At 68.3% G+C, this 24,186-nt stretch carries 20 protein-coding genes and 2 pseudogenes; 12 read left to right on the forward strand and 10 right to left on the reverse strand.

The window, feature by feature from the left end; all coding sequences use genetic code 11:
* Positions 1–332: 332 nt before the first annotated feature.
* The 3 genes from R6V09_RS15130 (at position 333) to R6V09_RS15140 (ending at position 3,976) form a co-directional block, all read left to right on the forward strand.
* Entirely contained in the window at positions 333–2,159 is a 1,827-nt protein-coding gene (locus R6V09_RS15130; RefSeq protein ID WP_317881934.1) for an AMP-dependent synthetase/ligase, read from the forward strand.
* Positions 2,160–2,260: 101 nt separating this feature from the next.
* Positions 2,261–3,097 carry an aldo/keto reductase gene (locus R6V09_RS15135; RefSeq protein ID WP_317881917.1) on the forward strand — a complete coding sequence of 279 codons (837 nt, stop codon included), beginning with the start codon at positions 2,261–2,263 and terminating at the stop codon, positions 3,095–3,097.
* A gap of 186 nt (positions 3,098–3,283) precedes the next feature.
* Positions 3,284–3,976 carry a glycoside hydrolase family 75 protein gene (locus R6V09_RS15140; RefSeq protein ID WP_317881918.1) on the forward strand — a complete coding sequence of 231 codons (693 nt, stop codon included), beginning with the start codon at positions 3,284–3,286 and terminating at the stop codon, positions 3,974–3,976.
* A 93-nt stretch (positions 3,977–4,069) separates the two neighbouring features.
* On the opposite strand, the gene R6V09_RS15145 is transcribed toward R6V09_RS15140, so the two are convergent.
* Together R6V09_RS15145 and R6V09_RS15150 are read right to left on the reverse strand one after the other, a co-directional pair.
* Positions 4,070–4,774, reverse strand: coding sequence for an SDR family oxidoreductase (locus tag R6V09_RS15145; RefSeq protein WP_317881919.1), 705 nt, complete (start codon positions 4,772–4,774; stop codon positions 4,070–4,072).
* A gap of 102 nt (positions 4,775–4,876) precedes the next feature.
* Positions 4,877–5,791 (reverse strand): class I SAM-dependent methyltransferase, encoded by a 915-nt coding sequence (locus R6V09_RS15150; RefSeq protein WP_317881920.1) that lies wholly within the window; start codon positions 5,789–5,791, stop codon positions 4,877–4,879.
* A gap of 125 nt (positions 5,792–5,916) precedes the next feature.
* Between R6V09_RS15150 and R6V09_RS15155 the strand changes: the two genes are divergently transcribed.
* On the forward strand, positions 5,917–6,705 hold the full coding sequence (locus R6V09_RS15155) for a phytanoyl-CoA dioxygenase family protein (protein ID WP_317881921.1): 789 nt from the start codon (positions 5,917–5,919) through the stop codon (positions 6,703–6,705).
* Between the two features lie 116 nt (positions 6,706–6,821).
* Here the strand turns inward: R6V09_RS15155 and R6V09_RS15160 are convergent, their stop codons facing one another.
* Entirely contained in the window at positions 6,822–8,534 is a 1,713-nt protein-coding gene (locus R6V09_RS15160) for a glycoside hydrolase family 6 protein (RefSeq protein WP_317881922.1), read from the reverse strand.
* A 76-nt stretch (positions 8,535–8,610) separates the two neighbouring features.
* Positions 8,611–10,086 (reverse strand): cellulase family glycosylhydrolase, encoded by a 1,476-nt coding sequence (locus R6V09_RS15165; protein ID WP_317881923.1) that lies wholly within the window; start codon positions 10,084–10,086, stop codon positions 8,611–8,613.
* 278 nt (positions 10,087–10,364) lie between these two features.
* Between R6V09_RS15165 and R6V09_RS15170 the strand changes: the two genes are divergently transcribed.
* The gene (locus tag R6V09_RS15170; RefSeq protein ID WP_317881924.1) at positions 10,365–13,283 is read left to right on the forward strand and encodes a glycoside hydrolase family 48 protein; all 2,919 of its coding nucleotides are present in this window, start codon (positions 10,365–10,367) and stop codon (positions 13,281–13,283) included.
* Between the two features lie 128 nt (positions 13,284–13,411).
* Positions 13,412–13,759 carry a hypothetical protein gene (locus R6V09_RS15175; RefSeq protein ID WP_317881925.1) on the forward strand — a complete coding sequence of 116 codons (348 nt, stop codon included), beginning with the start codon at positions 13,412–13,414 and terminating at the stop codon, positions 13,757–13,759.
* A 31-nt stretch (positions 13,760–13,790) separates the two neighbouring features.
* Here R6V09_RS15175 and R6V09_RS15180 read toward each other — a convergent pair whose 3' ends face one another.
* Both R6V09_RS15180 and R6V09_RS15185 read right to left on the reverse strand, forming a co-directional pair.
* Positions 13,791–14,147: a hypothetical protein gene (locus tag R6V09_RS15180; RefSeq protein WP_317881926.1), complete on the reverse strand. Its 357-nt coding sequence runs from the start codon at positions 14,145–14,147 to the stop codon at positions 13,791–13,793.
* Between the two features lie 28 nt (positions 14,148–14,175).
* Positions 14,176–14,820 carry a helix-turn-helix domain-containing protein gene (locus R6V09_RS15185; protein ID WP_317881927.1) on the reverse strand — a complete coding sequence of 215 codons (645 nt, stop codon included), beginning with the start codon at positions 14,818–14,820 and terminating at the stop codon, positions 14,176–14,178.
* Between the two features lie 333 nt (positions 14,821–15,153).
* Between R6V09_RS15185 and R6V09_RS15190 the strand changes: the two genes are divergently transcribed.
* Both R6V09_RS15190 and R6V09_RS15195 read left to right on the forward strand, forming a co-directional pair.
* Complete coding sequence (locus R6V09_RS15190; RefSeq protein WP_317881928.1) at positions 15,154–15,786, forward strand: FMN-dependent NADH-azoreductase; 633 nt, start codon at positions 15,154–15,156, stop codon at positions 15,784–15,786.
* A gap of 159 nt (positions 15,787–15,945) precedes the next feature.
* A complete protein-coding gene (locus tag R6V09_RS15195) occupies positions 15,946–16,791 on the forward strand; it encodes an MBL fold metallo-hydrolase (RefSeq protein WP_317881929.1) in 846 nt (281 codons plus the stop codon).
* A 51-nt stretch (positions 16,792–16,842) separates the two neighbouring features.
* Here R6V09_RS15195 and R6V09_RS15200 read toward each other — a convergent pair whose 3' ends face one another.
* Positions 16,843–17,112 carry a hypothetical protein gene (locus R6V09_RS15200; RefSeq protein WP_317881930.1) on the reverse strand — a complete coding sequence of 90 codons (270 nt, stop codon included), beginning with the start codon at positions 17,110–17,112 and terminating at the stop codon, positions 16,843–16,845.
* Here R6V09_RS15200 and R6V09_RS15205 point away from each other — a divergent pair.
* From R6V09_RS15205 to R6V09_RS15220, 4 genes and pseudogenes are all read left to right on the forward strand, one after another.
* Complete coding sequence (locus tag R6V09_RS15205; protein WP_317881931.1) at positions 17,092–18,714, forward strand: alpha/beta fold hydrolase; 1,623 nt, start codon at positions 17,092–17,094, stop codon at positions 18,712–18,714. The genes R6V09_RS15200 and R6V09_RS15205 overlap by 21 nt on opposite strands.
* Positions 18,715–18,753: 39 nt before the next feature.
* Positions 18,754–18,954, forward strand: a pseudogene (locus R6V09_RS15210) (hypothetical protein); the annotation flags it as partial.
* A gap of 192 nt (positions 18,955–19,146) precedes the next feature.
* Positions 19,147–20,169 carry a GNAT family N-acetyltransferase gene (locus tag R6V09_RS15215; protein WP_317881935.1) on the forward strand — a complete coding sequence of 341 codons (1,023 nt, stop codon included), beginning with the start codon at positions 19,147–19,149 and terminating at the stop codon, positions 20,167–20,169.
* Positions 20,170–20,385: 216 nt separating this feature from the next.
* Positions 20,386–20,829 (forward strand): annotated as a pseudogene (locus tag R6V09_RS15220) (alpha/beta fold hydrolase); the annotation flags it as partial.
* Between the two features lie 161 nt (positions 20,830–20,990).
* Here the strand turns inward: R6V09_RS15220 and R6V09_RS15225 are convergent.
* The 3 genes from R6V09_RS15225 to R6V09_RS15235 all read right to left on the reverse strand — a co-directional run.
* Positions 20,991–21,290 carry a putative quinol monooxygenase gene (locus R6V09_RS15225; RefSeq protein WP_317881932.1) on the reverse strand — a complete coding sequence of 100 codons (300 nt, stop codon included), beginning with the start codon at positions 21,288–21,290 and terminating at the stop codon, positions 20,991–20,993.
* A gap of 250 nt (positions 21,291–21,540) precedes the next feature.
* Positions 21,541–23,454, reverse strand: coding sequence for a rhamnogalacturonan lyase (locus R6V09_RS15230; protein ID WP_442810059.1), 1,914 nt, complete (start codon positions 23,452–23,454; stop codon positions 21,541–21,543).
* A 39-nt stretch (positions 23,455–23,493) separates the two neighbouring features.
* Positions 23,494–24,186: helix-turn-helix transcriptional regulator (locus R6V09_RS15235; RefSeq protein ID WP_317881933.1), on the reverse strand; the 693-nt coding region annotated here is incomplete at its 5' end.

Consider the following 24,186-nt stretch of genomic DNA (forward strand, 5'->3'; position numbering starts at 1 on the left):
TGCTGGTCGGGGCCGGTCGCGCGGAGCGGGGCCCGGTGACGGAATCGGCCGTGCGGGCGCTGAGCGAGGAGGAGACGGCGTCGTCCGGGTGACGTCGTGCGAGGGGGACGGCGGGGGTAATCGGGTCGTACAGATTCAGTGGAGATTACGGGGCCGAAACCTACGGAACCGTAAGGATTTCTGTCCGACCCTTCCCCTTGTGAGGGCATTTTCCGTCGCTGACCAGTACGGACGTGATCACCGTTCGGATTCCGACCCCCTCCCGCCCTTCCGTCCGGTGGGGTAGCTTTCACCGCGCCGTGGGGGACGTCGACAAGAGCGGGGAGCGGGGTTTGCGCGAGTTCACCAACCCTCCGTTGGCGTTGGCGCCGCCGGTGGGCGGTCTGGCCGACGTCGTGTTCGAGCGTGCCCAGGAAGACCCCCTCCATGTGTCCCTCGGCCGCAAGGACGACCAGGACCGGTGGCGGGACGTGACCGCCGCCGAGTTCCGCGACGAGGTCCTCGCCCTCGCCAAGGGGCTGCTGGCCCGGGGTGTCCGCTTCGGCGACCGGGTCGCGATCATGTCCCGTACGCGCTACGAGTGGACGCTGTTCGACTTCGCGCTGTGGACGATCGGCGCCCAGGTGGTGCCGATCTACCCGACGTCGTCGGCGGAGCAGTGTTTCTGGATGCTGCACGACGCGCAGGTCTCGGCGGCCATGGTCGAGCACGAGGACCACGCGATGACCATCGCCACCGTCATCGACCGCCTCCCGGCGCTGCACCAGCTGTGGCAGCTCGACACGGGCGCCGTGCAGGAGCTGTACGACGCCGGTGCGCACATCGAGGACGAGGTGGTGCACCGGCACCGGCAGGCCGTCACCCCGGACTCGACCGCGACGATCATCTACACCTCGGGGACCACGGGCAGACCCAAGGGCTGTGTCATCTCGCACGGCAACTTCATGTACGAGGCGGACACGGTCATCGACACCTGGGAGTCCGTCTTCCACTCGAAGAAGGGCGACGAGGCGGCGACCCTGCTGTTCCTGCCGCTGGCGCACGTCTTCGGGCGGATGGTGGAGGTCGCTGCGATCCGCGGCGGGGTCCGTTTCGGCCACCAGCCGCAGCTCAACGCGGCCGTCCTGCTGCCCGACCTGGTCGCGTTCAAGCCGACGTTCATCCTGGCCGTGCCGTACATCTTCGAGAAGGTCTTCAACGCGGCCCGCCGCAAGGCGGAGAAGGACGGCAAGGCCGGGCCGTTCGCGAAGGCCGTGGAGATCGCGGTGAAGTACGCGGACGCGGTCGAGGAGAAGGCCTGGGGCATCGGCCCCGGCCCGTCCGCCGGGCTGCGGATGCAGCACCAGCTCTTCGACAAACTCGTCTACTCCAAGGTGCGGGCCGCCATGGGCGGCCGGATCCGCAACGCCATGTCCGGCGGGTCGGCCATGGACCGGCGGCTCGGACTGTTCTTCGCCGGGGCGGGCGTGCAGATCTACGAGGGCTACGGCCTCACCGAGTCGACGGCCGCCGCGACCGCCAACCCGCCCGAGCGCACCCGCTACGGCACCGTCGGCCGGGCGATCCCGGGTGTGACCGTGCACATCGCGGACGACGGCGAGATCTGGCTGAACGGCCCCAACGTCTTCCAGGGCTATCTCAACAACCAGAAGGCGACCGACGAGACCCTGCACGACGGCTGGCTCGCCACCGGCGACCTGGGCTCCCTCGACGAGGACGGCTATCTCACCATCACCGGGCGCAAGAAGGAGATCCTGGTGACCTCGGGGGGCAAGAGCGTCGCGCCGGGTCTCCTGGAGGAGCGGGTGCGGGACCATCCGCTGGTCTCGCAGTGCATCGTCGTCGGCAACGACCGCCCCTACATCGCCGCCCTCGTCACCCTCGACCACGAGGCCGTCGAGCACTGGCTCACCATGCGCGGCAAACATCAGATGACACCGGCGGAGCTGGTGCGGGACGCCGACCTGGAGACCGAGGTGCGGCGTGCGGTGGTCGCCGCCAACACCCTGGTCTCCCAGGCCGAGTCGATCCGTACCTTCCGCATCCTGGCCCAGCCCTTCACCGAGGAGCACGGTCTGCTGACCCCGTCCCTGAAGCTGAAGCGCAAGGCGATCGAGAACACGTACTCCAACGAGGTCGAGGCGCTGTACCGGGCCTGACCCACACTCGCCCGCCACGGATTTCGCGGTCAGGAATGCACCACGGCCCGTGACCGTTGAGGATGGGGAGTACCACCCGACGACTGAAGGATCGAGAGCTCGTGAGCAGCAAGGTCCCCCCGATCATCCTCAACAACGGTGTCGAGATGCCCCAGCTGGGCTTCGGCGTCTGGCAGGTGCCGGACGACGAGGCGGAGCGGGCGGTGGCCACGGCACTGGAGGCCGGGTACCGCAGCATCGACACGGCTGCGATCTACGGCAACGAAGAGGGCACCGGAAAGGCCATCGCCTCCTCCGGCGTCCCGCGCGAGGAACTCTTCGTCACCACCAAGCTCTGGAACAGCGACCAGGGGTACGACGACACCCTGCGCGCCTTCGACGTGTCGCTGGAGAAGCTCGGCCTGGAGTACCTGGATCTGTATCTGATCCACTGGCCGACGCCGGCCCGGGACAAGTACGTCGACAGCTACAAGGCGTTCGAGAAGCTGTACGCGGACGGCCGGGTGCGCGCCATCGGTGTCTCCAACTTCGAGCCCGACCACCTGGCCCGGCTGATCGCGGAGACCTCGGTCATCCCGGCGGTCGACCAGATCGAGCTGCACCCGCAGCTCCAGCAGCGGGCCGGGCGTGAGTACCAGGCGGAGCAGGGCATCGCGACCGAGGCCTGGTCGCCGCTCGGCTCGGGCCGGGGTCTGCTGGAGGTGCCGGCGATCGTCGCCATCGCGCAGAAGCACGGCCGCACTCCGGCCCAGGTGGTGCTGCGCTGGCACATCCAGCTGGGCAACGTGGTGATCCCCAAGTCCGTGACGCCGTCGCGGATCAAGGAGAACATCGAGGTCTTCGACTTCAGCCTGGACACCGAGGACCTCGCGGCGATCAGCGCGCTGAACGAGGACCGGCGGCTGGGTCCCGACCCGTCGACGTTCAACATGGCCTGAGCCAAGGAATTACGAACCAAGTAGAACCGAGTAACACGAAGCGCCCCGGAGCCCGGCTCCGGGGCGCTTCGTGTTCCGTGACGCGACCCACTTGGTTCGTACCAGGGTCTTGACGCGAGCATGCCTATGGGGCCACCTTGTTGCGCACCTGGTAAGGAAACTTTCCTAACAGAAGGGTCCCCCACAGTGCGCATGCGAACACTGACCCTCGCCGCGGCCTCCGCTGCCGCCCTGCTCGCCGCCGGAGTGCTCCCCGCGAGCGCCTCCGGCGCCACCCCGAAGTCGGCCCAGGAGGGCTCGGTCAGCGCGGCCGACCTGCTCTCCAAGGTGACGTCCTGCTCGCAGATATCGAACGGCAAGTACCGCACCGACGACGAGACCTCGGCCACCGTCCCGGTCTGCGGCAAGAACGGCGCCGTGTTCTGGAAGGCCGACATGGACATCGACTGCGACGGCCAGCGCACCTCGAACTGCAACGAGAACGCCGACCCCTGGTACCAGGACGACACCGCGTTCCACCAGTCCAACGGCCAGCCCCTGAAGGCGGATTCACTGCCCTACATCGTGGTGCCCAGCTCCAGCAGCATCTGGAACTACTCCGGCTACGGCATCAAGGGCGGCGGTGTCGTCGCCGTGATCTACAACAACAAGGTCGAGTACGCCGTCGTCGGCGACACCGGCCCCACCAACATCATCGGCGAGGCCTCCTACGCCACCGCCAACGCCCTCGGCATCGACCCCGACCCGGCGACCGGCGGCGCCGACTCCGGCGTGACGTACATCCTGTTCAAGAACTCGACGGTCTCCCCCATCGAGAGCCACAGCGCGGCGGTCTCGCTGGGCGACCAGCTCGCGAAGCAGTTCCTGCAGAACAACTAGCTTGCGGGTGAGGCCCGTTGCCACGAGGCCCGTTGTCGCGATCGGTCGGTCGCGGCAACGGGCCTTTCCCCTGGGCGAGTTGAGGCGGTTACGTCAGTTGGGCTGCCCGATCGGCCGGACGACGACGGTGTTGATGTCGACGCCGGCGGGCTGGCGGATCGCCCACAGGATCGTGTCGGCGATGTGGTCGGCGGTCAGCAGACGGCCGGGCGGCGGGCTGCCGTTGCCGTCCCAGAACGGGGTCTCCACCCGGCCCGGGGCGACCAGCGTCACCCCGATACCGAACTCCGTCACCTCGCGCCGGGTGTTCTCGGCGAGACCCGTCATCGCCCACTTCGTCGCACCGTAGATGTTGCCGGGCGTGTGCACGAACCCGGCGACACTGCCGATCAGCACGATCCGGCCGTGCGTCTGCTTCAGCGCGTCGACGGACGCCCGGATGAGCAGCGCGGGACCGAGAACGTTGGTCAGCACCATCTCGGTCCACCCGGCCGGGTCGCCCTCGGCGACCGAGTCGTGCGTGGCGACCCCGGCGTTGGCGACGACCGCGTCGAGCCGCCCGAACTGTTTCAGCGTCGTCTCGACGGCGGCCTGCACCTGGTCGTACTCGGAGGCGCTGCCGGGAATCGTCAACAGGCCTTCAGGATGTCCCAGTCGACCGGCGAAGTCATGCAGCCGCTGCTCGCTGCGGCCGGTGACGGCCACCCGGCCGCCGGCGCTGAGGAGTTGTGTCGCGACGGCCGCGCCGATCCCGCTGCCGCCGCCGGTTATGAGCGCGACGTGAGAGTTGTCGTTCATGGTGCTGTGGTCCCCCCGTGGGTCGGTGAACTCCGCGTTTTCGGAAGGGCAGTTCATCACCTTGAGCACTCTCGAAGTCAAGCCGTCGAGTTCACGGGCCGTTCACACCGGCCGCACCGCCGTGTGCACGGTGTGCGCGGCGAGCACGAACACATCGGCGCGCCGGTGCACACCCGCCGGGTCCCGCGGGTCGACCAGCCGGTCGAGGGTCGCCCGGTCCTCGGCGCCCAGGGCGTCGCCGTAGACGTCGCGGACCCGGGTCAGCCAGGTCGCGACATAGGTGCGGACGCGGTCCGGGGCAGGCGCGGGCAGGTCGAGGAGGAAGCTGCGGCTGCCGGTGTACTTGAGGCCGGCCGAGGTCAGGAGGGCGGACCAGTCCTCGGTCTCGGTGACGGCTCCGGGGAGGTCGGCGCGCATCTGCGCGAACCACTCGGCCTCGATCGCGTCGATCCGCGCCTCCAGGCCCGGGCGGCCGATGCCGAAGTCGCGCGGCAGGAACCGGGAGGGCAGGCCGCCCTCCATGATGGCGAGGGTGCCGCCGGGGGCGAGCCGCCGCGCGAAGGCGGCGAGACCGGCACGCTGGTCACCGAGGTGATGCAGGCTGCGGCTGGCCCACAGCAGATCGGCCGGGTACTCCAACTCGCCCAGCACATCCGGCAGTTCACCGGTCAGCGTGCCGAAGCGGTCACCGAAGCCCAGCCGCTCGGCACGGTCCCGGGCCCGCTCCAGGAGCGGTGCGGAACCGTCCACCGCCACGACCCGGGCGCCCGGGAACGTCTCCGCGAACAGACCCGCGACCACACCCGGTCCACTGCCCGCGTCGACGATCAGCCCCGGCTCGGTCCGCTCCTTCGCCAGCCACGCCATCGCCCGCTCGTACAGCGGCGCGAACAGCTCCGCCTGCGACTCCAGCAGCGGGCCCATGACGGCCCAGTCCATGTCGGTGTGGTCGTGGTGGTGGTAGCCCGGGCCGGGCGTGTGGTCTCGATCGTGGTCGTGCTTGTGCTCGTGCGCCATGGTGGTCAGCCTCTCGTCCGGGTGCCGCCAGCCTGCGCCGACGCACCCTGCGACGGCCACTTCCCTTGCCGAAGCGGCAAAAAAATCGGATGCGGTGCGGGCTGCCGGTCGCCGAGCATGCCCGTATGGACGACACGGACGACACGGACGACGTGATGGTGGAACGCTTCCTCGAAGACGGGTTCGTGAAGATCGAGGGCGCCTTCCCGCCGCGCGTCGCCGCCGACTGCGCGCGGCTGCTGTGGCGGGAGACGGGCTACGACCCCGACGACCCCGGCACCTGGAAGGACCCAGTGGTCTGGGTACCGGGCATGGGGCAGGGCCCGTTCGCCGCGGCCGTCAACTCCCCTGTGCTGCATGAGGCGTTCGACCTCCTCGTCGGTGAGGGACGCTGGGCGACGCGCTACGGTCTCGGCGCCTTCCCGCTGCGCTTCCCGCACGAGGACGAACCCGACGACGCCGGCTGGCACATCGACGGTAGCTACACCCCCGAGGGCGAGACCTGGCCGTTCGCCAATCTGCGCTCGCGGGACCGGGCGCTGCTGATGCTGTTCCTGTTCACCGAGGTGACCGAGGACAACGCCCCGACCCGCATCCGCGTCGGCTCGCATCTCGATGTGCCACCGCTCCTGGAGCCGTACGGCGAAACGGGCGTCTCCTTCATGGAGATCGCCCCTCGACTGGTCGAGGCCACCGCCCACCGCCCGCTCGCGTACGCCACCGGCGGCCCCGGTGACGTGTACCTGTGCCATCCCTTCCTGGTGCACGCCGCCCAGCCGAACCACGGCACCCGGCCGCGATTCCTGGCGCAGCCGCCGCTGGATCCGGCGGTCCCGTACGAGCTGGACCGGCCCGACGGCGACTACTCGGCGGTGGAGTTCGCGATCCGCCGGGGTCTGGCCCGGGAGGGCTGACCCCGGCGGGGACCGCATCGGTGCGGCTCGGCGCGGCTCGGCGCGGAGGGGGGCTGTATGCCATGTGCGATGCGGTATGCGGCATGCGATTGCTGTAGCCGCTTTCTGTATGCGGTCTACAGGGGCGGGTACGCGTTCGCCATCAGCTGCTGGAACTGCGCCGAGAACCAGTGCCCGGACAGCGGGGCGTTCGGCAGTGCGCCCGACATGTTGTTGCCGTTGCGGGCGTTGCCCGTGTACGTCGGGTCGCACATGCGGTCGAAGCCCTTGCCCTCGTCGTTGGCGATGGCCGTGCTGGAGCCGTCGGACTCACCCGGCGGCTTCATCCACACGTAGGCGTCGATCCCGGTGGCAGGGGCCGCCTGCGGGCGTTCGCCGAGGCCGGCGCCGGACTGGTTGCACCAGTTCCCGACCTGGATGCGGCGATCGTAGCGTCCGCCGTCAACATACGTGTCCACACTGGTCGTTGCGCCCGGACCGGTCGGCCTGGCGGAACCACCCCAGCCGTTCCTGGAGGTGTCGATCAGCATGCCGATACCGGAGTTGAAGCCGACCGACACCAACTGGTTGCGGAAGGCCTGGGCATACGACAGCTCGTCGACGTAGCGGTTCCAGTCGACCCACTTGGACTGGCGCACCGAGACGCCGTTGACGCTGTCGTTGATGGTGAAGTTGTTCTCCTTCAGGGCGCTGTAGTTGGCCGTGTTGGTGATGAAGCCGGCCACGTCGTTCACGGTCGCGCCCTCGGCGTTGGCGGCCTGGTAGAAGAGGTTCGCGGAGGGGGCGAAGTTGTCGTCCCAGCCGAGCCAGCCGTGGTGTCCGGCGTCGATGTAGTTGTAGACGTTGGGGATCGCGCCGAGCTTGTTGAGCGCGTATCCGACGCCCTTCACGTAGTTGCCGTTGGCGAGCATCGTGTCGCACTGCGGGGTGGCGGTGGCCTTGCTGCCGGTGTTGGTCACGAGGTTGGGCAGCGAGTCGATCTCGATCGTGGTGACGATCCGCAGCGAGGCGTACTTGGTGTCGGCGAGGATCGCGGCGATCGGGTCGATGAACTCGCTTTCGTAGCGGCCGATTTCGGTCGGGCCGAGCTCGCCGTTCGAGGCCAGGGCCGCGCAGTCGCGCCCGGGCAGGTCGTAGACGACGAGCTGGACGACCTCTTCACCGGTGCCCTTCTGGGCGAGCGCCGCGTCGAGGTGGGCGCGCAGGCCCATCCCGCCGTTGACACCGTTGATGGCGGCGATGCGGTCGAGCCAGACGCCGGTGGGCTGGCCGGCGACGCGGCTGCCGCCGGTCTCGGCGGCAGCCTTCGCGGACCACTCCGGGTTCACGTACACCTTGGCGCCCGCGTACGGGTTGTCGACCCGCGTGCCGGGATCGGTGCCGCCACCCCCTCCCCCGCCGCTGCCGTCGTCGACGTTGCAGGTCACGCCGTCGAGGGTGAAGGTGGTCGGGAGCGCGTTGGTGCCGCTGTAGGAGGCGTTGAAGCCGAAGCTGACCGAACCGCCGGTCGCCAGGCTCCCGTTGTAGGTCTCGTTGGCCGCCGTGACGGCGGTCCCGCTCTGGCTGATCTTCGCGTTCCAGCCGCTGGTGACCTGCTGGTTGCCGGCGTACGACCACTTCACGGCCCAACTCGACTTGGCGGCCGAGTTGTTGGTGATGGTGACGGCGGCGGTGAAGCCGGTGCCCCACTGGTTCTGCACCTTGTAGTCGACACTGCACGGGATCGCGGCGATGCCGACGTCCGACGAGGGGGTGACGGCGACCGCCGTCCCCGAGGCCCCGGCGACAAGCACCAAGGCAGCGAGCAACGCTGTTCTGGTACGGCTCATGAGTGCGGGTTTCCTTGTCTGGTAAGGAAGTTGGTTGCGGGTGCTGTGATGTGCGCCGTTCTGTGTGCGGGGGCGCCTATCCGTTGAGGGCGCGCAGATGGTCGCGCAGCCCGATGCCGTACGCGGTGGGCGTACCGGTGTAGTCGGAGATCAGCGACGGACCTGCGGAACAGTCCCAGGTGTTCCAGGTCCAGCCGAGATACGAGAGCCCGCGGTCGTCGAACCACTTCATGACCTGGTCGACGAAGGCGTGCGAGCAGGTGTTCTCGCCGATCTCCCCTGCCACCAGCGGCACTTGGGCCGCGACGGGGGCGAGGGTGGAGTTCCAGCAGGTCTCGCTCGCGCAGGTGTTGAAGTTGTACACGTGGTACGCGGCGACGAGATTCCCGGTCGGATCGGTGGGCTTGTAGGCCAGCCACTGGCTCAGGTCGTTCGAGTACGCGAGCCCGCCGGCCATGACCACGTTCTTGGCGCCGGTCGACCGTACGGCGTCGACGAGATCCTGCATACCGGCGACTTCGTACCCGATGCCGGGACAGGTGCCGCCGTCCCGCCAGCACTCCCACGCCTGAGTGGTCGTGGAGGTGGCGCGGTCCGGGTACGGCTCGTTGAACAGGTCGAACGCGACGGCCTGGTCGCCCTTGAAGGTGCTCGCGACCGAGGACCAGAACGACGGGGTGTACTGCGCGTCCGGCATCGGCTTCTGGCAGGTGGCATGCACGTCGGAGCAGCCCGCCGAGTTGCCGGTGTACTGGCCGTAGGTCCAGTGCAGTTCGACGATCGGTGTCATACCGTGCGCCTCGACCTTCGCCACCAGGTCCTTGACGGCGGCGATGTAGTTGGCGCCCGCGTACTCCGGTTTGATGTTGGAAAGGCCGAGCCAGCACTCCTCGTTGAGCGGGATACGGACGACGTTCGCCTTCCACTCGGCGATCGCCGCGACGGCCGCGTCGTCCACCGGGCCGTCCCAGATGCCGTAGCCCTGCACGCACATGAACTCGCCGCCGGACCGGTTGACGCCGAGCAGACGGCGGTTGGTGCCGTTGGCGTCCACGAGTTTGTTGCCGGAGACGTGCAGTGCGGGTGCGGTGCCGGTCTGGGGAGGTTCAGTGGGTGTCGGAGTCGGCGTGGGCTCCGAATCGACGTTGCAGGTAGTGCCGTTGAGCTTGAACGCGGACGGTACGGCGTTGCTCCCCGACCAGTTGGCGAGGAAGCCGGCACTGACGCTCGCGCCGGTGCCGAGCGAGCCGTTCCAGCTCTCGTTGGCCGCGGTGACCGTCGTGGCGGACTGGGACCACTTGGCGTTCCAGCCCTGGGTGACCTTCTGGCCGCCGGCGAAGTCGAAGGTCAGGCTCCAACTGCTCACCGGTGCCATGTTGTTGGTGATCTGCACTGCGCCCTGGAATCCGGTGTCCCACTGGCTGGTGACCGAGTACTGCACCGTGCACGCGGGGGTGGCGCCGGACGCCGTGACCACCGGAACGACCATTGCCCCGACAAGGGCGACCGCACCGGTGACGGCTAAAAGCATTGAACGCGGGGGGTGTCGCATGAGCGAGTCCTTGCAGCTCGGGCGCGTCGTGACGGACGCGTCGACTGATGGAGTCGCTCCCACTGGTGTCCAGGAAGGTAGCGCCAAGTGACGGCAAAGGACAGGGGAGTCACAGACTTTCGCTGACTTTCCCTCAACCCACGTCCGTCGAATCTTTTCGACTCTGTAAGCACCTTGACGGTTCTCACCCCCGTCCCCACGATGGGAGCGCTCCCACTGGTTCAAGGCTTGTTGCTGCTCCGCTCCCACCCCTCCGAGCCGCAAGGAGGAACCAGCACATGCACCCCAGAAGGAGACGCCGTACGACACGGCGACTGTGGACCGCTGTCGTGGCGGCCCTCGCACTTCCCGTCTCGATGCTCGCAACGGGTACAACTCCCGCTCAGGCGGCGACAGTTCAGTGCAGCGTGGACTACAGGACGAACGACTGGGGCTCCGGCTTCACCGCGGATCTGACCCTCACCAACCGGGGTACGGACGCGATCAACGGCTGGACCCTGACGTACGCGTACTCGGGAAACCAGAAGCTCAGCAACGGCTGGAACGGCACCTGGTCCCAGTCCGGCAGCGCGGTCACGGTGACGAACGCGTCGTACAACGGGACGATCGCCGCGGGCGCGGCCGTCTCGACCGGCGCGCAGTTCGGCTACAGCGGCACCAACACCGCGCCCACCTCGTTCGCGATCAACGGCACCACCTGCGCCGGCGCCCACCAGCCGCCGATCACGGTGCTGACCAGCCCGAGCGCGGGCGCGATCTACACGCAGGGGGCCGCGGTCCCGCTCGCGGCGACCGCGGCGGCGGCCGACAACGCGACGATCAGCAAGGTCGAGTTCTACGACGACACCACGCTGCTCGGCACGGACACGAGCTCGCCGTACTCTCTTTCGGCCTCTGGATTGACCGTGGGCAGTCACTCGCTGGTGGCGAAGGCCTACGACAGTCTCGGCGCGTCCGGGGAGTCCACGCCGGTCGGCATCACGGTCGCCTCGGGACCGGCGATCGTGGCCTCGCCGACCCAACTCGGCGTCCAGCAGGGGAAGTCGGGCACGTACGCGGTGTCGCTGTCCACGCAGCCGGCGTCGAACGTGACCGTCACGACGGCCCGCGCGAGCGGCAACACGGGGTTGTCGGTGACCGGCGGCGCGACGCTCACCTTCACGCCGTCGAACTGGAACACCGCGCAGCCGGTGACCCTCACGGCCGACGCGTCCGGCACCGGTTCGGCGTCATTCGAGTCGACGGCGACGGGGTTCACCAAGGCGACGGTCACAGTGACGGAGCTGGCGGCGGCGAACGCGTACGACGCCCGTTTCCTGGACCTCTACGGGAAGATCACCAACCCGGCGAACGGCTACTTCTCGCCGCAGGGCATCCCCTACCACTCGGTGGAGACCCTGATCGTCGAGGCGCCGGACCAGGGGCACGAGACGACGTCGGAGGCGTACAGCTATCTGCTGTGGCTGCAGGCGATGTACGGCAAGGTGACGGGCGACTGGTCGAAGTTCAACGGTGCCTGGGATCTCATGGAGAAGTACATGATCCCGACCCACGCCGACCAGCCGACGAACTCCTTCTACAACGCGTCGAAGCCGGCGACGTACGCGCCCGAACTGGACACCCCGAACGAGTATCCGGCGAAGCTCGACACCTCGGTGCCGGTGGGATCGGATCCGATCGCCGGTGAGCTGAAGACCGCATACGGTACGGACGATGTCTACGGTATGCACTGGCTGGAGGACGTCGACAACACCTACGGCTACGGCGACACGCCGGGCGGTGGGTGCGAGGCGGGGCCGACGGCGAGCGGGCCGTCGTACATCAACACCTTCCAGCGCGGGGCGCAGGAGTCGGTGTGGGAGACGGTGCCGCAGCCGACCTGCGACGCCTTCAAGTACGGCGGTACGAACGGCTACTTGGACCTCTTCACCGGTGACTCCTCGTATGCCAAGCAGTGGAAGTACACCGACGCTCCCGATGCCGACGCACGGGCCGTGCAGGCCGCGTACTGGGCCGACACCTGGGCCAAGGAGCAGGGCAAGGGCGGTGACGTCTCCGCGACCGTCGGCAAGGCGGCCAAGATGGGCGACTATCTGCGGTACGCCATGTACGACAAGTACTTCAAGAAAATCGGCAACTGTGTCGGGCCGTCCACCTGCCCGGCCGGCACCGGCAAGGACGCCTCGGACTATCTGCTGTCCTGGTATTACGCGTGGGGCGGTGCCAATGACACCAGTGCCGGGTGGGCGTGGCGTATCGGATCCAGCCATGTGCACGGGGGTTATCAAAACCCCTTGGCTGCTTACGCGTTGAGTTCGTACGCGGACCTGAAGCCCAAGTCCGCTACGGGCGCGGCGGATTGGGGTACCTCGCTGACCCGGCAGCTGGAGTTCTACCGTTGGCTGCAGTCGAGCGAGGGTGCCATCGCCGGTGGGGCGACCAACAGTTGGCAGGGGCGGTACGCGAGCCCGCCGGCCGGGACGTCGACCTTCTACGGCATGTACTACGACCAGCAGCCCGTCTACCACGACCCGCCGTCCAACCAGTGGTTCGGCTTCCAGGCGTGGTCGATGGAGCGGGTCGCCGAGTACTACCAGCAGACGGGGAACGCGAGCGCGAAGGCGGTTCTCGACAAGTGGGTGGCGTGGGCGCTGTCCAAGACCACGATCAACCCGGACGGCACGTATCTGATCCCCTCGACGCTGCAGTGGTCGGGGCAGCCCGACACCTGGAACGCGTCAAGTCCCGGTGCCAATACGGGACTTCATGTCACCGTCGCGGACTACACCAACGACGTCGGTGTGGCCGCCGCGTATGCCAAGACGCTGACGTACTACGCCGCGAAGTCCGGTTCCGCTGCGGCGAAGACGACGGCGAAGGCTCTTCTCGACGGGATGTGGACCAACTACCAGGACAGTCTGGGCATCGCCGTTCCGGAGACCCGCGCGGACTACAACCGGTTCGACGACAGTGTCTATGTGCCGAGCGGGTGGAGCGGGACGATGCCGAACGGGGACGCGGTCAACTCCGCTTCCACGTTCGCCTCGTTGAGGTCCTTCTACAAGAACGATCCGGCGTGGTCGAAGATCCAGAGCTATCTGGCGGGCGGGGCCGCGCCTGTCTTCACCTATCACCGGTTCTGGGCTCAGGCGGATGTCGCGCTGGCCATGGGTTCGTACGCGGAGCTTCTTGAATAGGCGCTGCACCGCACGGTTCTTTCACGGAACCGCCGGGCGGCCTCCACCCGCACTGGAGGCCGCCCGGTGCTCGTGCGTTTCCCCAACTGTGGGCGGCCTCCGCGGGCCTGTCCCATTAGGGTGACGCCGTGCGATTCAGAGTGGTGTTACTCGTCCTGTTCCTGATTCCGCTGCTGTGGGGGATGGTGTCACTGCTGAGAGCCGGATCGGCCTACGGGGCCTACTGCCCTGGGGCCCTGTCGGGCGCGGACGGCGAGTCTCATCCCGATCCCATGAGGCGTGGCGACAAGTGTGCGCTCTCTTACGACACCGGCACTGGCCGCTCGATCGGCACGAGCACGTACGAGCAGGTGATGTTCGGCCGGGAGCTGAAACGACGGAGCCTCTACCAGGAGGGAACGTTGTTCACGCTGTACGGAACGGCGGGGATCGGCATCGTCCTTGTTGCTGCCCGGAAGCGCAGGCTTGCGGCTTAGTGGTCGGGCCCGGAAGTCCTTCGGGGGTTGATCACGCTGCCAGGTCGACGGAGGATTCTTCCTGTCGGTCGGTGAGTGTGTGTCGGTCGAGCCGGGCCGGCAGATCGTCCAGGTCGGTGGTGGTGAACCTCCACTGGAACGGTTCAGCCAGGAGGCGTGGACCGGGGTGTGGACCAGGACGGCGTTGGGGAACCTGGCGGCCAGACGGTCGATTGGGTCTTTGGCCGCGGTGGGAGGGGCCATTGTCGACGATCCAGAAGACGCGTTTCGCGCCGGCGTAGGGCTCTTGGGTCATGACCTGCTTGACCAGGCTCATGAACGGCACGATGCCGGTCTTCGGCTCACAGCGGCCGAAGACTGTCGCGCGGTGGACGTCGTAGGCGGCCAAGTGGGCCAGGGCGCCGCCGCGGCCGTACTCATGACTGACGCGCATCGCCGCGGGCCTGGCCCGGGGCGAGGGTCGGGTGGCAGCGGCAGCGGGCCTGGACGGAGGTCTTCTCGTCTCTGGAGATGACGTACTCGTCGGGGCCGAGCAGGATGCCCTCGAAGGTGCGGGTGTACAGGTCCAGTACCTGCTGGGCCTTGGCGCGGAAGTCCGGGTCGCGGATGAAGATCCAGGACCGGTGCCGCCAGGGCTTGAGCGTGTCCTGGTGCAGCCGGCGGCGCACGGTGGACGCCGAGACGGTGCCGGTGATCCCGCGCGCGGTCAGTTCGTCGGCCAGTTCCGGGCAGGGCCTGCGCGACAGGGGCGTGCCGGTCCCGGCGGGGAGTTGGCAGGTCGGCGCCTTGGCCTCGGCGACCTGTACGGAGGTGAAGCGGGCGGGACGCCCGGAGCGTTTACGGTCGGCCAGGGCCGGCAGTTCGCCGGCGGCGAACCGGCCGCGCCAAGTACGCACCGTATCCACATGCACGGGCACTTCGGTGGCTATCCGGGCGTTGGCCCGGCCGCGTGCCGCCAGCAGCACGACAGTGGCGCGCTGTCGGGCCTGGTGCAGTGTCTTGTGGCCGTATGCCATCTTCTTGAGCCGGTGGCGTTCGGAGGCGTTCAACACGATGGGCACGGCGGGAGGACACGGACGTCGGCGCGGCAGGGTGTCGGCCGCCGTCCCCGAAAGATCGGCTGCCCGTTTCCGTGCCAACCCGCCCAACGGCTGACCGGTCACGCCTACGCCAACAGGCGTCATGCATCGGCTTGCCTTGACGCCGGCGTCAATGTCTACGGTCGTCCTCGCGTACCGCCGCTGAGAGGGCGACGGGAATACGCGTGGGACTTGGCGAGCGTGGGGGCCATGACCATCCGTGATGAGCGACACCGGCGACCGAGTCACTACTGCTGACGGGGATCGTCGGTGGCGAAGCTTTGACAGCCCTGATGCAACCCCGAGGTCGAATACATGCCTTCCCTCCCGCACATTGACGCGAGTATTCGCCGGACCGGCTCCGTGTCCCGAGAGCTGTCCGCTCACTTCGCCACGCAGTGGCGCCAGAATCATGCAGATGGCGGTTATTCCTACCGTGACCTGGCGGCTCAACCCATTCCACACATCACGCACGCCGTCCGTGAAGCCCTTCTCGACCCGAGCGGCGAACACGGTGAGCCCCCGGAGGAGCGGGCACTCACCGAGACACTGACCGCCGAACTACGCGAAGCGACCACGCTGCTCCTCGGCATTCCCATGTACAACTACTCGATCCCGTCGACGATCAAGGCGTGGGTGGACCGCCTCGTCACCCCGGCCCACATGGTGGCGCCCGGCGGCGACCCCGGCCTGCTCAGTGGCAAGTCCGTGGTGGTGGTCACCGCCCGAGGCGGCTCGTACGCGCCCGGTACGCCCCGTGAGGGATGGGATTACCAAGAGCCGTACCTTCGGGCCGTCCTTCACTCGATCGGTCTCGCGGACAACTTGAAGTTTGTGCACGCCGAGCTGACTTTGGCGGCGACCGTGCCCCAGATGGCTGCCCTCAAGCCACTGGCCGAACAGTCCCTGGCAGCGGCGTACGAAACGCTCAAGACGCTGGCCCTCTAGCCAGGTCTGCTGGGCGGCTATGACTCAGCGTGCACGGATCACAGAAATTGGGCCGGCACCTGCAATTGGCCCCACCGTAAAGCCACGCCCCTTCGGCGATAGCTGCAAACATCGCCAAGTCGCGGGATTCGGTGGGGTTCACACATAGGGAGGACTCTGGTGTCGACTTCGAAGCCGGTCACATCCGTAACCGGTACTCAACTTCCCATCTGCTGCACCTGCGGTGTGCAGTACGGGGCGCCGCGCACCGATTGCCCGATTTGCCTGGACGAGCGGCAGTACGTCGGCTGGAACGGTCAACGGTGGACCACACTGGCCGAGTTGCGCGCCAGCGGCCGTCGCGGCCGGTTCGATGAGGAGGGCCCCGGTGTACTCGGGGTCGGTGCCGTGCCGTCGGTGGCCGTTGGCCAGCGTGCGCTGTTGATCCGCTCACCGTCCGGCAACGTGTTGTGGGATTGCGTGGGCTACCTCGATGACGCTCTTGTGGCCGAGATCGAGAAGCTGGGCGGGATCAGCGCGATCGCCGTCAGCCATCCGCACTTCTACGGCGTGATGACGGAGTGGGGCCGGGCCTTCGACGTTCCGGTGTATGTGCACGCCGCGGACCGTGACTGGGTCGGGCGGCCCGATCCGGTGATCGAGTACTGGACCGGCGACACCCATCAGATCGCGCCCGGCATGACGCTGATCAATGCGGGCACGCACTTCGCCGGCGGCACCGTCCTGCATTGGGGGGATGACCCTGAGGGACGCGGTGCACTGTTCAGTGGCGACATCTTCATGGTGGTCATGGACCGGCGGTGGGTCAGCTTCATGTACAGCATTCCCAACTTCATTCCGGAGCGACCGCGCACCATCCGCCGCGCGCTCGCGTTGGTCGAACCGTTCACCTTCGAACGCATCTATGGAGCGTTCTGGGGACGGGTGGTTACTGCCGACGGGGCGGCTGCGGTGCGTCGTTCCGCGGAACGGTACCTGCGCTTCGCACTGGAGGACGACTCGTAGTGGTGTCAGGTCCGGTCAGGACGTAGCGGCGACGGTTGTTCACGGGGCGTCTTACAGTGTCGGGGAGATCCGCGAGGCATTCGGACGCCGCTGCGGAACAGCCTGATCCTCCGTCGCAAGCGAGCGGAGGAGGAGCAGTGGCTCGGTGAGGTCGAGGGTATCGATCCCACCCTGACCTTCGTCGGTACCAGGCAGGCCGACGCGGCCCGCCTTACGCACCGAGCCCCTGTCGCCGCCGGCATCCCAACCGTCCCATCCCCGAACGGATAACGACTGCCACAGCGTGAGTGAATAGGTGGCATGCTCTTCGACTTCACGCACGACCACGACGGTGAACAGCTCAGCGGGGTGTACGGCGGTGATCCTTCCGGGGTCACCGCCGTGGTGCTGCACGGCGCGGGCACCAGCAGCACGGAGCGACTGCTGCCGCTGGTACGGGAGTTCGTGGCCCACGGCTGTCGCGGGATCGCCTTCGACTTCTCCGGGCACGGCCAAAGCACCGGAAAGCTCGGTGAGTTGAGCCTGCGGCGACGGTTCGAGCAGGCCGTCGCGGTGATCGACGCGTACTCGGGGGCGGACGGGCCGCTGGTCCTGGTGGGATTCAGCATGAGCGGGCAGACAGTGGCCGATCTCGCCCGGCACTACGGGGACCGCGTGGCGGCGCTGGGACTGTGCGCGCCCGCCGTCTACACCGCCGAGGCGTGGGACGTGCCCTTCGAGGACGGGAACGGCCGGTTCAGCGAGCTCATCCGGCAACCGGACAGCTGGCGGGAGGCCCCCGCCCTTCAGGTGCTGCGGGCGTACGAGGGCCGGGCGGTGCTCGCCGTGCCGGGCACCGACGCGGTGATCCCGCCCGCGGTGACCGAGTCCGTACAGGACGCGCTGGCCGCGCGCGCCCAGTACACACGGTTCGAACTTCCGGACGCGCAGCACCAGTTGGGCATGTGGTTCCGCGAACACGGCGACGACCGGCGGAAGTTCGTGGAGGCGATGCTGACCGGCCCCGGCGACCGTGGCTGGACGGCCACGCGGGCATGGGTGGCCAAACAGCTCGGCGACGGCCGCACTGTCATCAACACGCGTCTTCTTTACGGTGGTTGGAGTTCCCAGATGCGCCGGCTGTCGCTCGACGACGGCACGGACCTGGTGCAACGGACCTTCGTGAAGCCGTTCTTCCGCCACCACGGGCCCGGGCTGTTGGCCCGCGAGGCATCCGTCCTGACGCTGCTCGCCGGGCAGGACGGCATCCCGGCTCCCGAGTTGGTCGCCGTGGATGCCGCGGCCGAACACTGCGATCACCCCACCCTGTTGATGTCCGCGCTGCCGGGCCGGGTCCGCGTGGACGGGGACGACCTCGACCGGCGCCTGGACCTGCTCGCGGCCCAACTCGTCCGCGTCCACGGCGTCGTACCGGACGAGAGACCGCGCACGTACCAGGCGTGGACCTCCGCGGAGCGCGTCCGCACCCCGGACGGCGTCCTGTGGGAGCGGGCCGTGGACGTGATCCGCCGCGACCCGCCGCCGTACGAAGGCCGTTTTCTGCACCGGGACTTCCACCCCGGGAACGTGCTCTTCACGGGAGCCGGGCCAGGGCTGCGGATCACCGGTGTCGTGGACTGGGTCGAGACCTCGTGGGGACCTGCCGATCTCGATGTGGCGCACTGCTCGACCGCGCTCGCGCTGCTGCACGGGACGGAGCACGGGCTGGACTTCCGCGAGCGGTACGAGGCACGCGGCGGCCGCCAACTCGCCGACGGCGCCGACCACTTGTACTGGCGGCTGCTCGACGCCCTGCACTACTGCCCCGACGGGGCGAAGCTGGCCGGGCCGTGGCGTGATCTGGGGCGGGACGATCTCACGTCCGAGGTGCTGGCGGAACGGCTGGAGGCGTACGTGAACGGACTGCTGCAACGATACGGCTGACCGGCTGGCTCTGAAAGGCTTCTCTGGCCCCAGAGGAACGAGTCCGGTGGCCCCATGGGGTTGATCGGCGACTCAGGCACCGGCAAGTCGCACCTGTTGATCGCGCTGGGCACCGAGGCCACGATGGCCGGGTTCCGTGTCATGGCGATCGCCTCCAACGAGTCGTTCTCCTCGTGGACCAAGACCTTCACCGATCCCTGGCTCTGCGCGGCCATCGTGGACCGCCTCGCCTTCGGCGGGCCCGCGGCCCCAATCGTCGACAATTCGAGGCGATGGCAGCATGACCGGCCCAGTGCCATGTCCGGACAGGTTCACCGGTTGCCTCCCGATCGCTCCGAAGAGTCGCCGGGTACGCTCCTTGAGTCCTTGGTCGAGAGGAATTGCTCAGTGGCCCGGTTGAGTGAACCCGTTCTGCGCACCCAGAGGCTTGTGATGGAGCCGATCCGCCGCGGGGACAGCAACGATCTCTTTGAGGCCGTGGTCAGTCAGGACAGCGTCATGCGATGGCTGGCGACCGGCCGAGCGGACAGTCGGTCTGCGGCCGAGGCCATGTGCGACGACCACGTCGCCCACTGGGCCAGACACGGCTACGGCGACTTCGCGGTCAGGGATGCCGCAACGCACGCGTTTCTCGGCCGGGTGGGACTGCGTAATCGGGCCCAGCACGGAGTTGATCTCGGTTTCGCCCTGCACCCACGGGCCCAAGGCCGTGGGATCGCCCACGAGGCGGGCCGCGCGTGCCTGAACCTGGCGTTTCACCACCTCTCGCTCCCTGCCGTTTTCGCGTTCGTCCTGCCCGACAACACGGCCTCGATAGCGGTACTGCGCCGCCTGGGCGCCCAGGCGGACGGGACTGTCCAGTCCAGTGGCCTGCATTGTCTGCGCTACCGGTTCGACTCCGCCGCCACGGCCGTCGCGGAGCATGCGGTGGACGACGATGGTGCGGACCTCCAGCTGATCCATGCGCCGGGCCCCGGTTCTCCGGATGACAAAGCCGCACTCCGCGCTGGTCTGCCCGACCCCTTCGGGGTGAACGGTCCCGGTCTGGTGTGGGCCGACAAGCAACACACCCTCACCGCTGTCTCCGAAGGCCGGCCAGTGGCTTCCGCGGGATGGCTGCTGCGGGACATGGCCTTCGACGGACTGCCGCGCCGCGCCGCGGGGCTGGGCAGTGTGCTGGTACACCCCGCCCATCGAGGCCGGGGCATCGCCCGGACGGTGATCAGCGTGGCGGTCGAACACGCACGAGCGGCCGGCGCCGAGACGATGATTCTGCTCTGCCGCCCGGACTCGGTCCCGCTCTACACGCAGCTGGGATGGAGCCGGCTCTCCGTGCCCGTGACCGTCCAGCAGCCCGACGGCGAACGGACCTCGCCGCTGACCACCATGATCTACGACCTGGCCGGCCTGCCTCATCCCACCATCAGTGTGGACCTGCGGGGCCTGCCCTTCTGATGTGCTGAGCAGGGTTCGCCCAGTGGTCAGGCTGTTTCGGCAAAGGGACGTCCGCCCCGGCGGATGCCCTTCTCGCCGCGGATGCGGGCGTGTTCGCGGCCTCGTCACAGTTGGGCCCCGAAGATCGCTGACCGGGGCCAGAAGACTCGTTCGAAGCCAACCGGCCCTGGATCACTCGTCCGACACCGACTCAAGGAGACGTACGCATTCCCCGCCGTGGTGCTCGTTCATGGTCTGTATCACCGTCCCGAACACTTCGCCCTGGTGACAGAACCCTTGCGGACCGCAGGAACCGAGGTCGTCATTCCCGAACTCCACAAGGGCTCATTGCCCGCTGACACAGCCGCGGTCCAAGCCGTCATCGACTCGCTACCGGAGCCACCGACTGTGCTCGGCCACTCCTACGGCGGATCAGTGATCACTGGGCTGCGCGGGGCGGGACACCTGGTCTATCTGGCGCCCTTCGTGCCGGACGCCGGTGAGAGCGCGGCCACTCTGGGTGGAGCGTCCCTGCAGCTCCAGGACGCGATCAACCCTGAGCCCGACGGCTCGACCAGCCTGCACCCCGACCGGGCCGCCGACACCCTCTACGGCGACTGTCCCGAACCCCTCGCCGCCTGGGCAGTTGGCCTACTGCGTGCGCAAGCCCCCGGCTGCGGATGACTTCATGCGGCCGATCCTCGGACCGGGCGAAGATGCGCGGATCACGACGGACCACCGCCTGACGCGCCCGGTCCCCGGCTCGCAGGGCGTCCTGAGCATGCCTTCCCGGCATCAGCCAGGCAGCGGGCCAACCTCTGGCTGACGGCACGCATCTGCGGTCAGATACCGAGACCGCCCGCGACGTGCGTCTCCTGACGGGTGAACTCACCCGTCAGCAGCGGCATGACCTTGCCGATGGCAGCCTTCGCCTCGGGCAACTGCAACGATGCATCGTGATGCTCCTTGCTCTCCCACACCTCGCTCACCCACACGGTGTCTTCATCGGTGGCCGATTCGGTCACGACATAGAGATCACATCCCGCTTCGCGCAGACCGTCCGCGCCGGCGACCAGTACTGCGACCACCTCCGCTCGGTGACCGGGTTTGACCTTCATCGAACCGATGTAGCCGTAGCGCATGACACTCCTCTTGGTCACGGACCAGATCCGCACGCGAGCCTAGTGGGGTCGACGACAGCTCAACCGGGGTGCGTCGGTCGACGGCGTGGATCGGCAATGTGTCGCGCCTCCATGTCCCCAGAGTCAACCCCCGAAGGATTTCCGGAGCCGATCACTTGGTTTGGGCAGGCGGGCACCAGTGGGGTTGGACGGGTGCGCGATCACCGGCGGAGCGGGCGGCTGCGCGCACCACGGCGCGCAGCCGCCTGTCTCATGGGGTGTAGACAGTCGGCCGGGGTGCGGTCGGCATCCCGTCGCCGATGTAGAAGCTCGGGTGGGGCGGTTGATTGTATGCAGTGTTCTGCCAGGCCAGGGCCGTGCGGTACTGGGTGTCGTGGAGCAGGGTCGTGATCCTGGTGGTCGTCTCGTAGGGCGTGGAGTAGATCCGTAGCGCCGTGTTGTCGGTGGTGGGCCAGACGACCTCCTCCCGCCAGTCGCCGAGGATGTCCCCGGACAGGGTCGGGGTCGCCTTGGTGCTGTTGTTGGAGTGGACGTCGGAGCCGGTCAGGAGGCGGGTGTCGGCGGTCGTGCCGTACTTGTCGATGTGGGTGGAGTCGAGGAGTTCGCGCACCGGGTCGCCGTCCCACCACGTCAGGAAGTTGGTGCTGGAGGGCTTGCGGGTCGCCACCACCGTGCCCTTGGGGTCGCGGACGCCGCTCTCCGATGCCGACCAGGACTCGGCGCCGGCGCTGCCCGCCCAGATGTCCCCGGAGACGCCCCGGCCGTTGTCACCGTTGGCGGGTGTGGACCAGATGATCGCGCCGGTCTTCGCGTCCGCCATCCACGAGGACGGTTTCGAGGAGTCCTCGTCGACCTTGAACTCCTCCAGGCCCGGGCGGGCGGGGTCGAGGTCGCCGACGTGCATGGCGTCGCCGTGGCCGTTCTTGGTGGTCCACAGGCCGGAGCCGTTGTCGTCGACGGTCATCGAGCCGTACACGATCTCGTCCTTGCCGTCGCCGTCGACGTCCGCGATCGCCAACTGGTGGTTGCCCTGGGCGTCGTAGCCCTTGCCGGTGTTGGTCGAGGAGTTGGTGTCGAAGGTCCAGCGGCGGGTGAAGGCGCCGTTCCTCCAGTCCCAGGCGGCGATCACCGTGCGCGTGTAGTAGCCGCGCGCCATGATCAGGGAGGGGCGGCTGCCGTCCAAGTAGGCGGTTCCGGCGAGGAATCGGTCGACGCGGTTGCCGTAGGAGTCGCCCCAGGAGGAGACCGTGCCGCGTGCCGGGACGTAGTCGACGGTTCCCATCGCCGCCCCGGTCGGACCGTCGAACATGGTCAGGTACTCGGGGCCCGACAGCACGTAGCCGCTCGAATTACGGTAGTCCGCCGCCGAGTTGCCGATGACCGTGCCCACTCCGTCGACCGTGCCGTCGGCCGTCTTCATGGCGACCTCGGCCTTGCCGTCGCCGTCGTAGTCGTACACCTGGAACTGTGTGTAGTGCGCGCCGGAGCGGATGTTGCGGCCCAGGTCGATGCGCCACAGGCGGGTGCCGTCGAGTCTGATGCCGTCGAGGATCGTGTCGCCGGTGTAGCCGGACTGGGAGTTGTCCTTGGCGTTCGTGGGCTGCCACTTGAGGACGAAGTCGAGCTGTCCGTCGCCGTCGAGGTCGCCGACGGAGGCGTCGTTGGCCTCGTAGGTGTAGGCGACGCCGTCGGGGGTCGTGCCGCCGGCGGGTGGGGTGATCGGGACGTCCTTGTAGCCGGTGCGGAACTGGATGGCGTGGACCGAGTCGGCCTGTTCGACGCCTCCGACGATCGCGCGGACCGTGTAGTCGGCCTGGGCGGGCGCGCCGGCGTGGAAGTAGTTCGTCGAGCCGGTGATCGGGGCCGGGTTGACCTTCGTACCGGCGCGGTAGACGTTGAAGGAGATGCTGTCGGGGTCGGTGCCGAGCCAGCGCCAGCTGACCAGGTTGCCGCTGTCGGTGTGGACGCTGACGACACCGCGGTCGAGGGCTTCGACCTGGCGGGCGGTGGCGGCCTCGGCGGTTCCGCCGGTGGTGAGTCCGGCGAGGACCAGGGCCGCGGCGGCGGTCAGTGCGGTGAGTACGGCCCTTCGTCCGCGGGGGTGGTGGGGTGGGAGCGGCTGCGTATATGAGTGCGCATACGGGTGTGGGTGCGGGTAGCTCACGTGACGTGCCTCCTGGGAGGACGGACGGGTTCCGTGCCCTCAGTCGCCACTGCCGGTGAGCAAGTTGCCGTATCTTTCGGCCAGTTCGGCGACCGTGCGGGCGATCCGGTCGCGCAGTTCGGGTGGCGAGAGGACCTCGATGTCCGTGCCGAGGCGCAGGAACTCGCCGTGCGCGTGGTCGAGGGACTCGATCGGGACCGACATCAGGGTCCAACCGTCCTGTTCCGGCTGTCCGTTGAGGGAGATCGCTTGGGCGAGGGTCGCGCCGGGTGCGAGCCGGATCACCGCCTCGCCCTGGTGGAGGCGATCGTGGAAGTCCCGTTGGTGGGCGGTCCAGTAGGCGGCGAGGTCGAAGTCGTCGGGGCGGGTGAACTCCTCGTCGGAGTCGGAGGCGGTGAGTGCGAGGATCTGGTCGACGCGGAAGGTGCGCGGTCCGGGGCCGGCGACGACGTACCAGCGGCCGGCCTTCAGGACGAGCCCGTACGGCTCCAGTCTGCGTTCCACGTCGGTCGGCTCACGCCAGCGACGGTAGACGGCATACAGAACACGGTTGTTCCATACGGCGTCGGCGACTGTATGCAAGAACGGTGTCTCGTCGGCGTCCGCGTACCAGCCCGGCGCGTCCAGATGGAACCGGCCGCTGATCCGGTCGGCGTGCTCGCGCAGTTCGGCCGGCAGGGCCGCGCGCACCTTCAGCTGGGCGGCGGCCAGGACCGGGCCGAGGCCCAGCTC

The sequence above is a fragment of the Streptomyces sp. W16 genome (genome assembly GCF_033194735.1).
Taxonomy (GTDB): domain Bacteria; phylum Actinomycetota; class Actinomycetes; order Streptomycetales; family Streptomycetaceae; genus Streptomyces.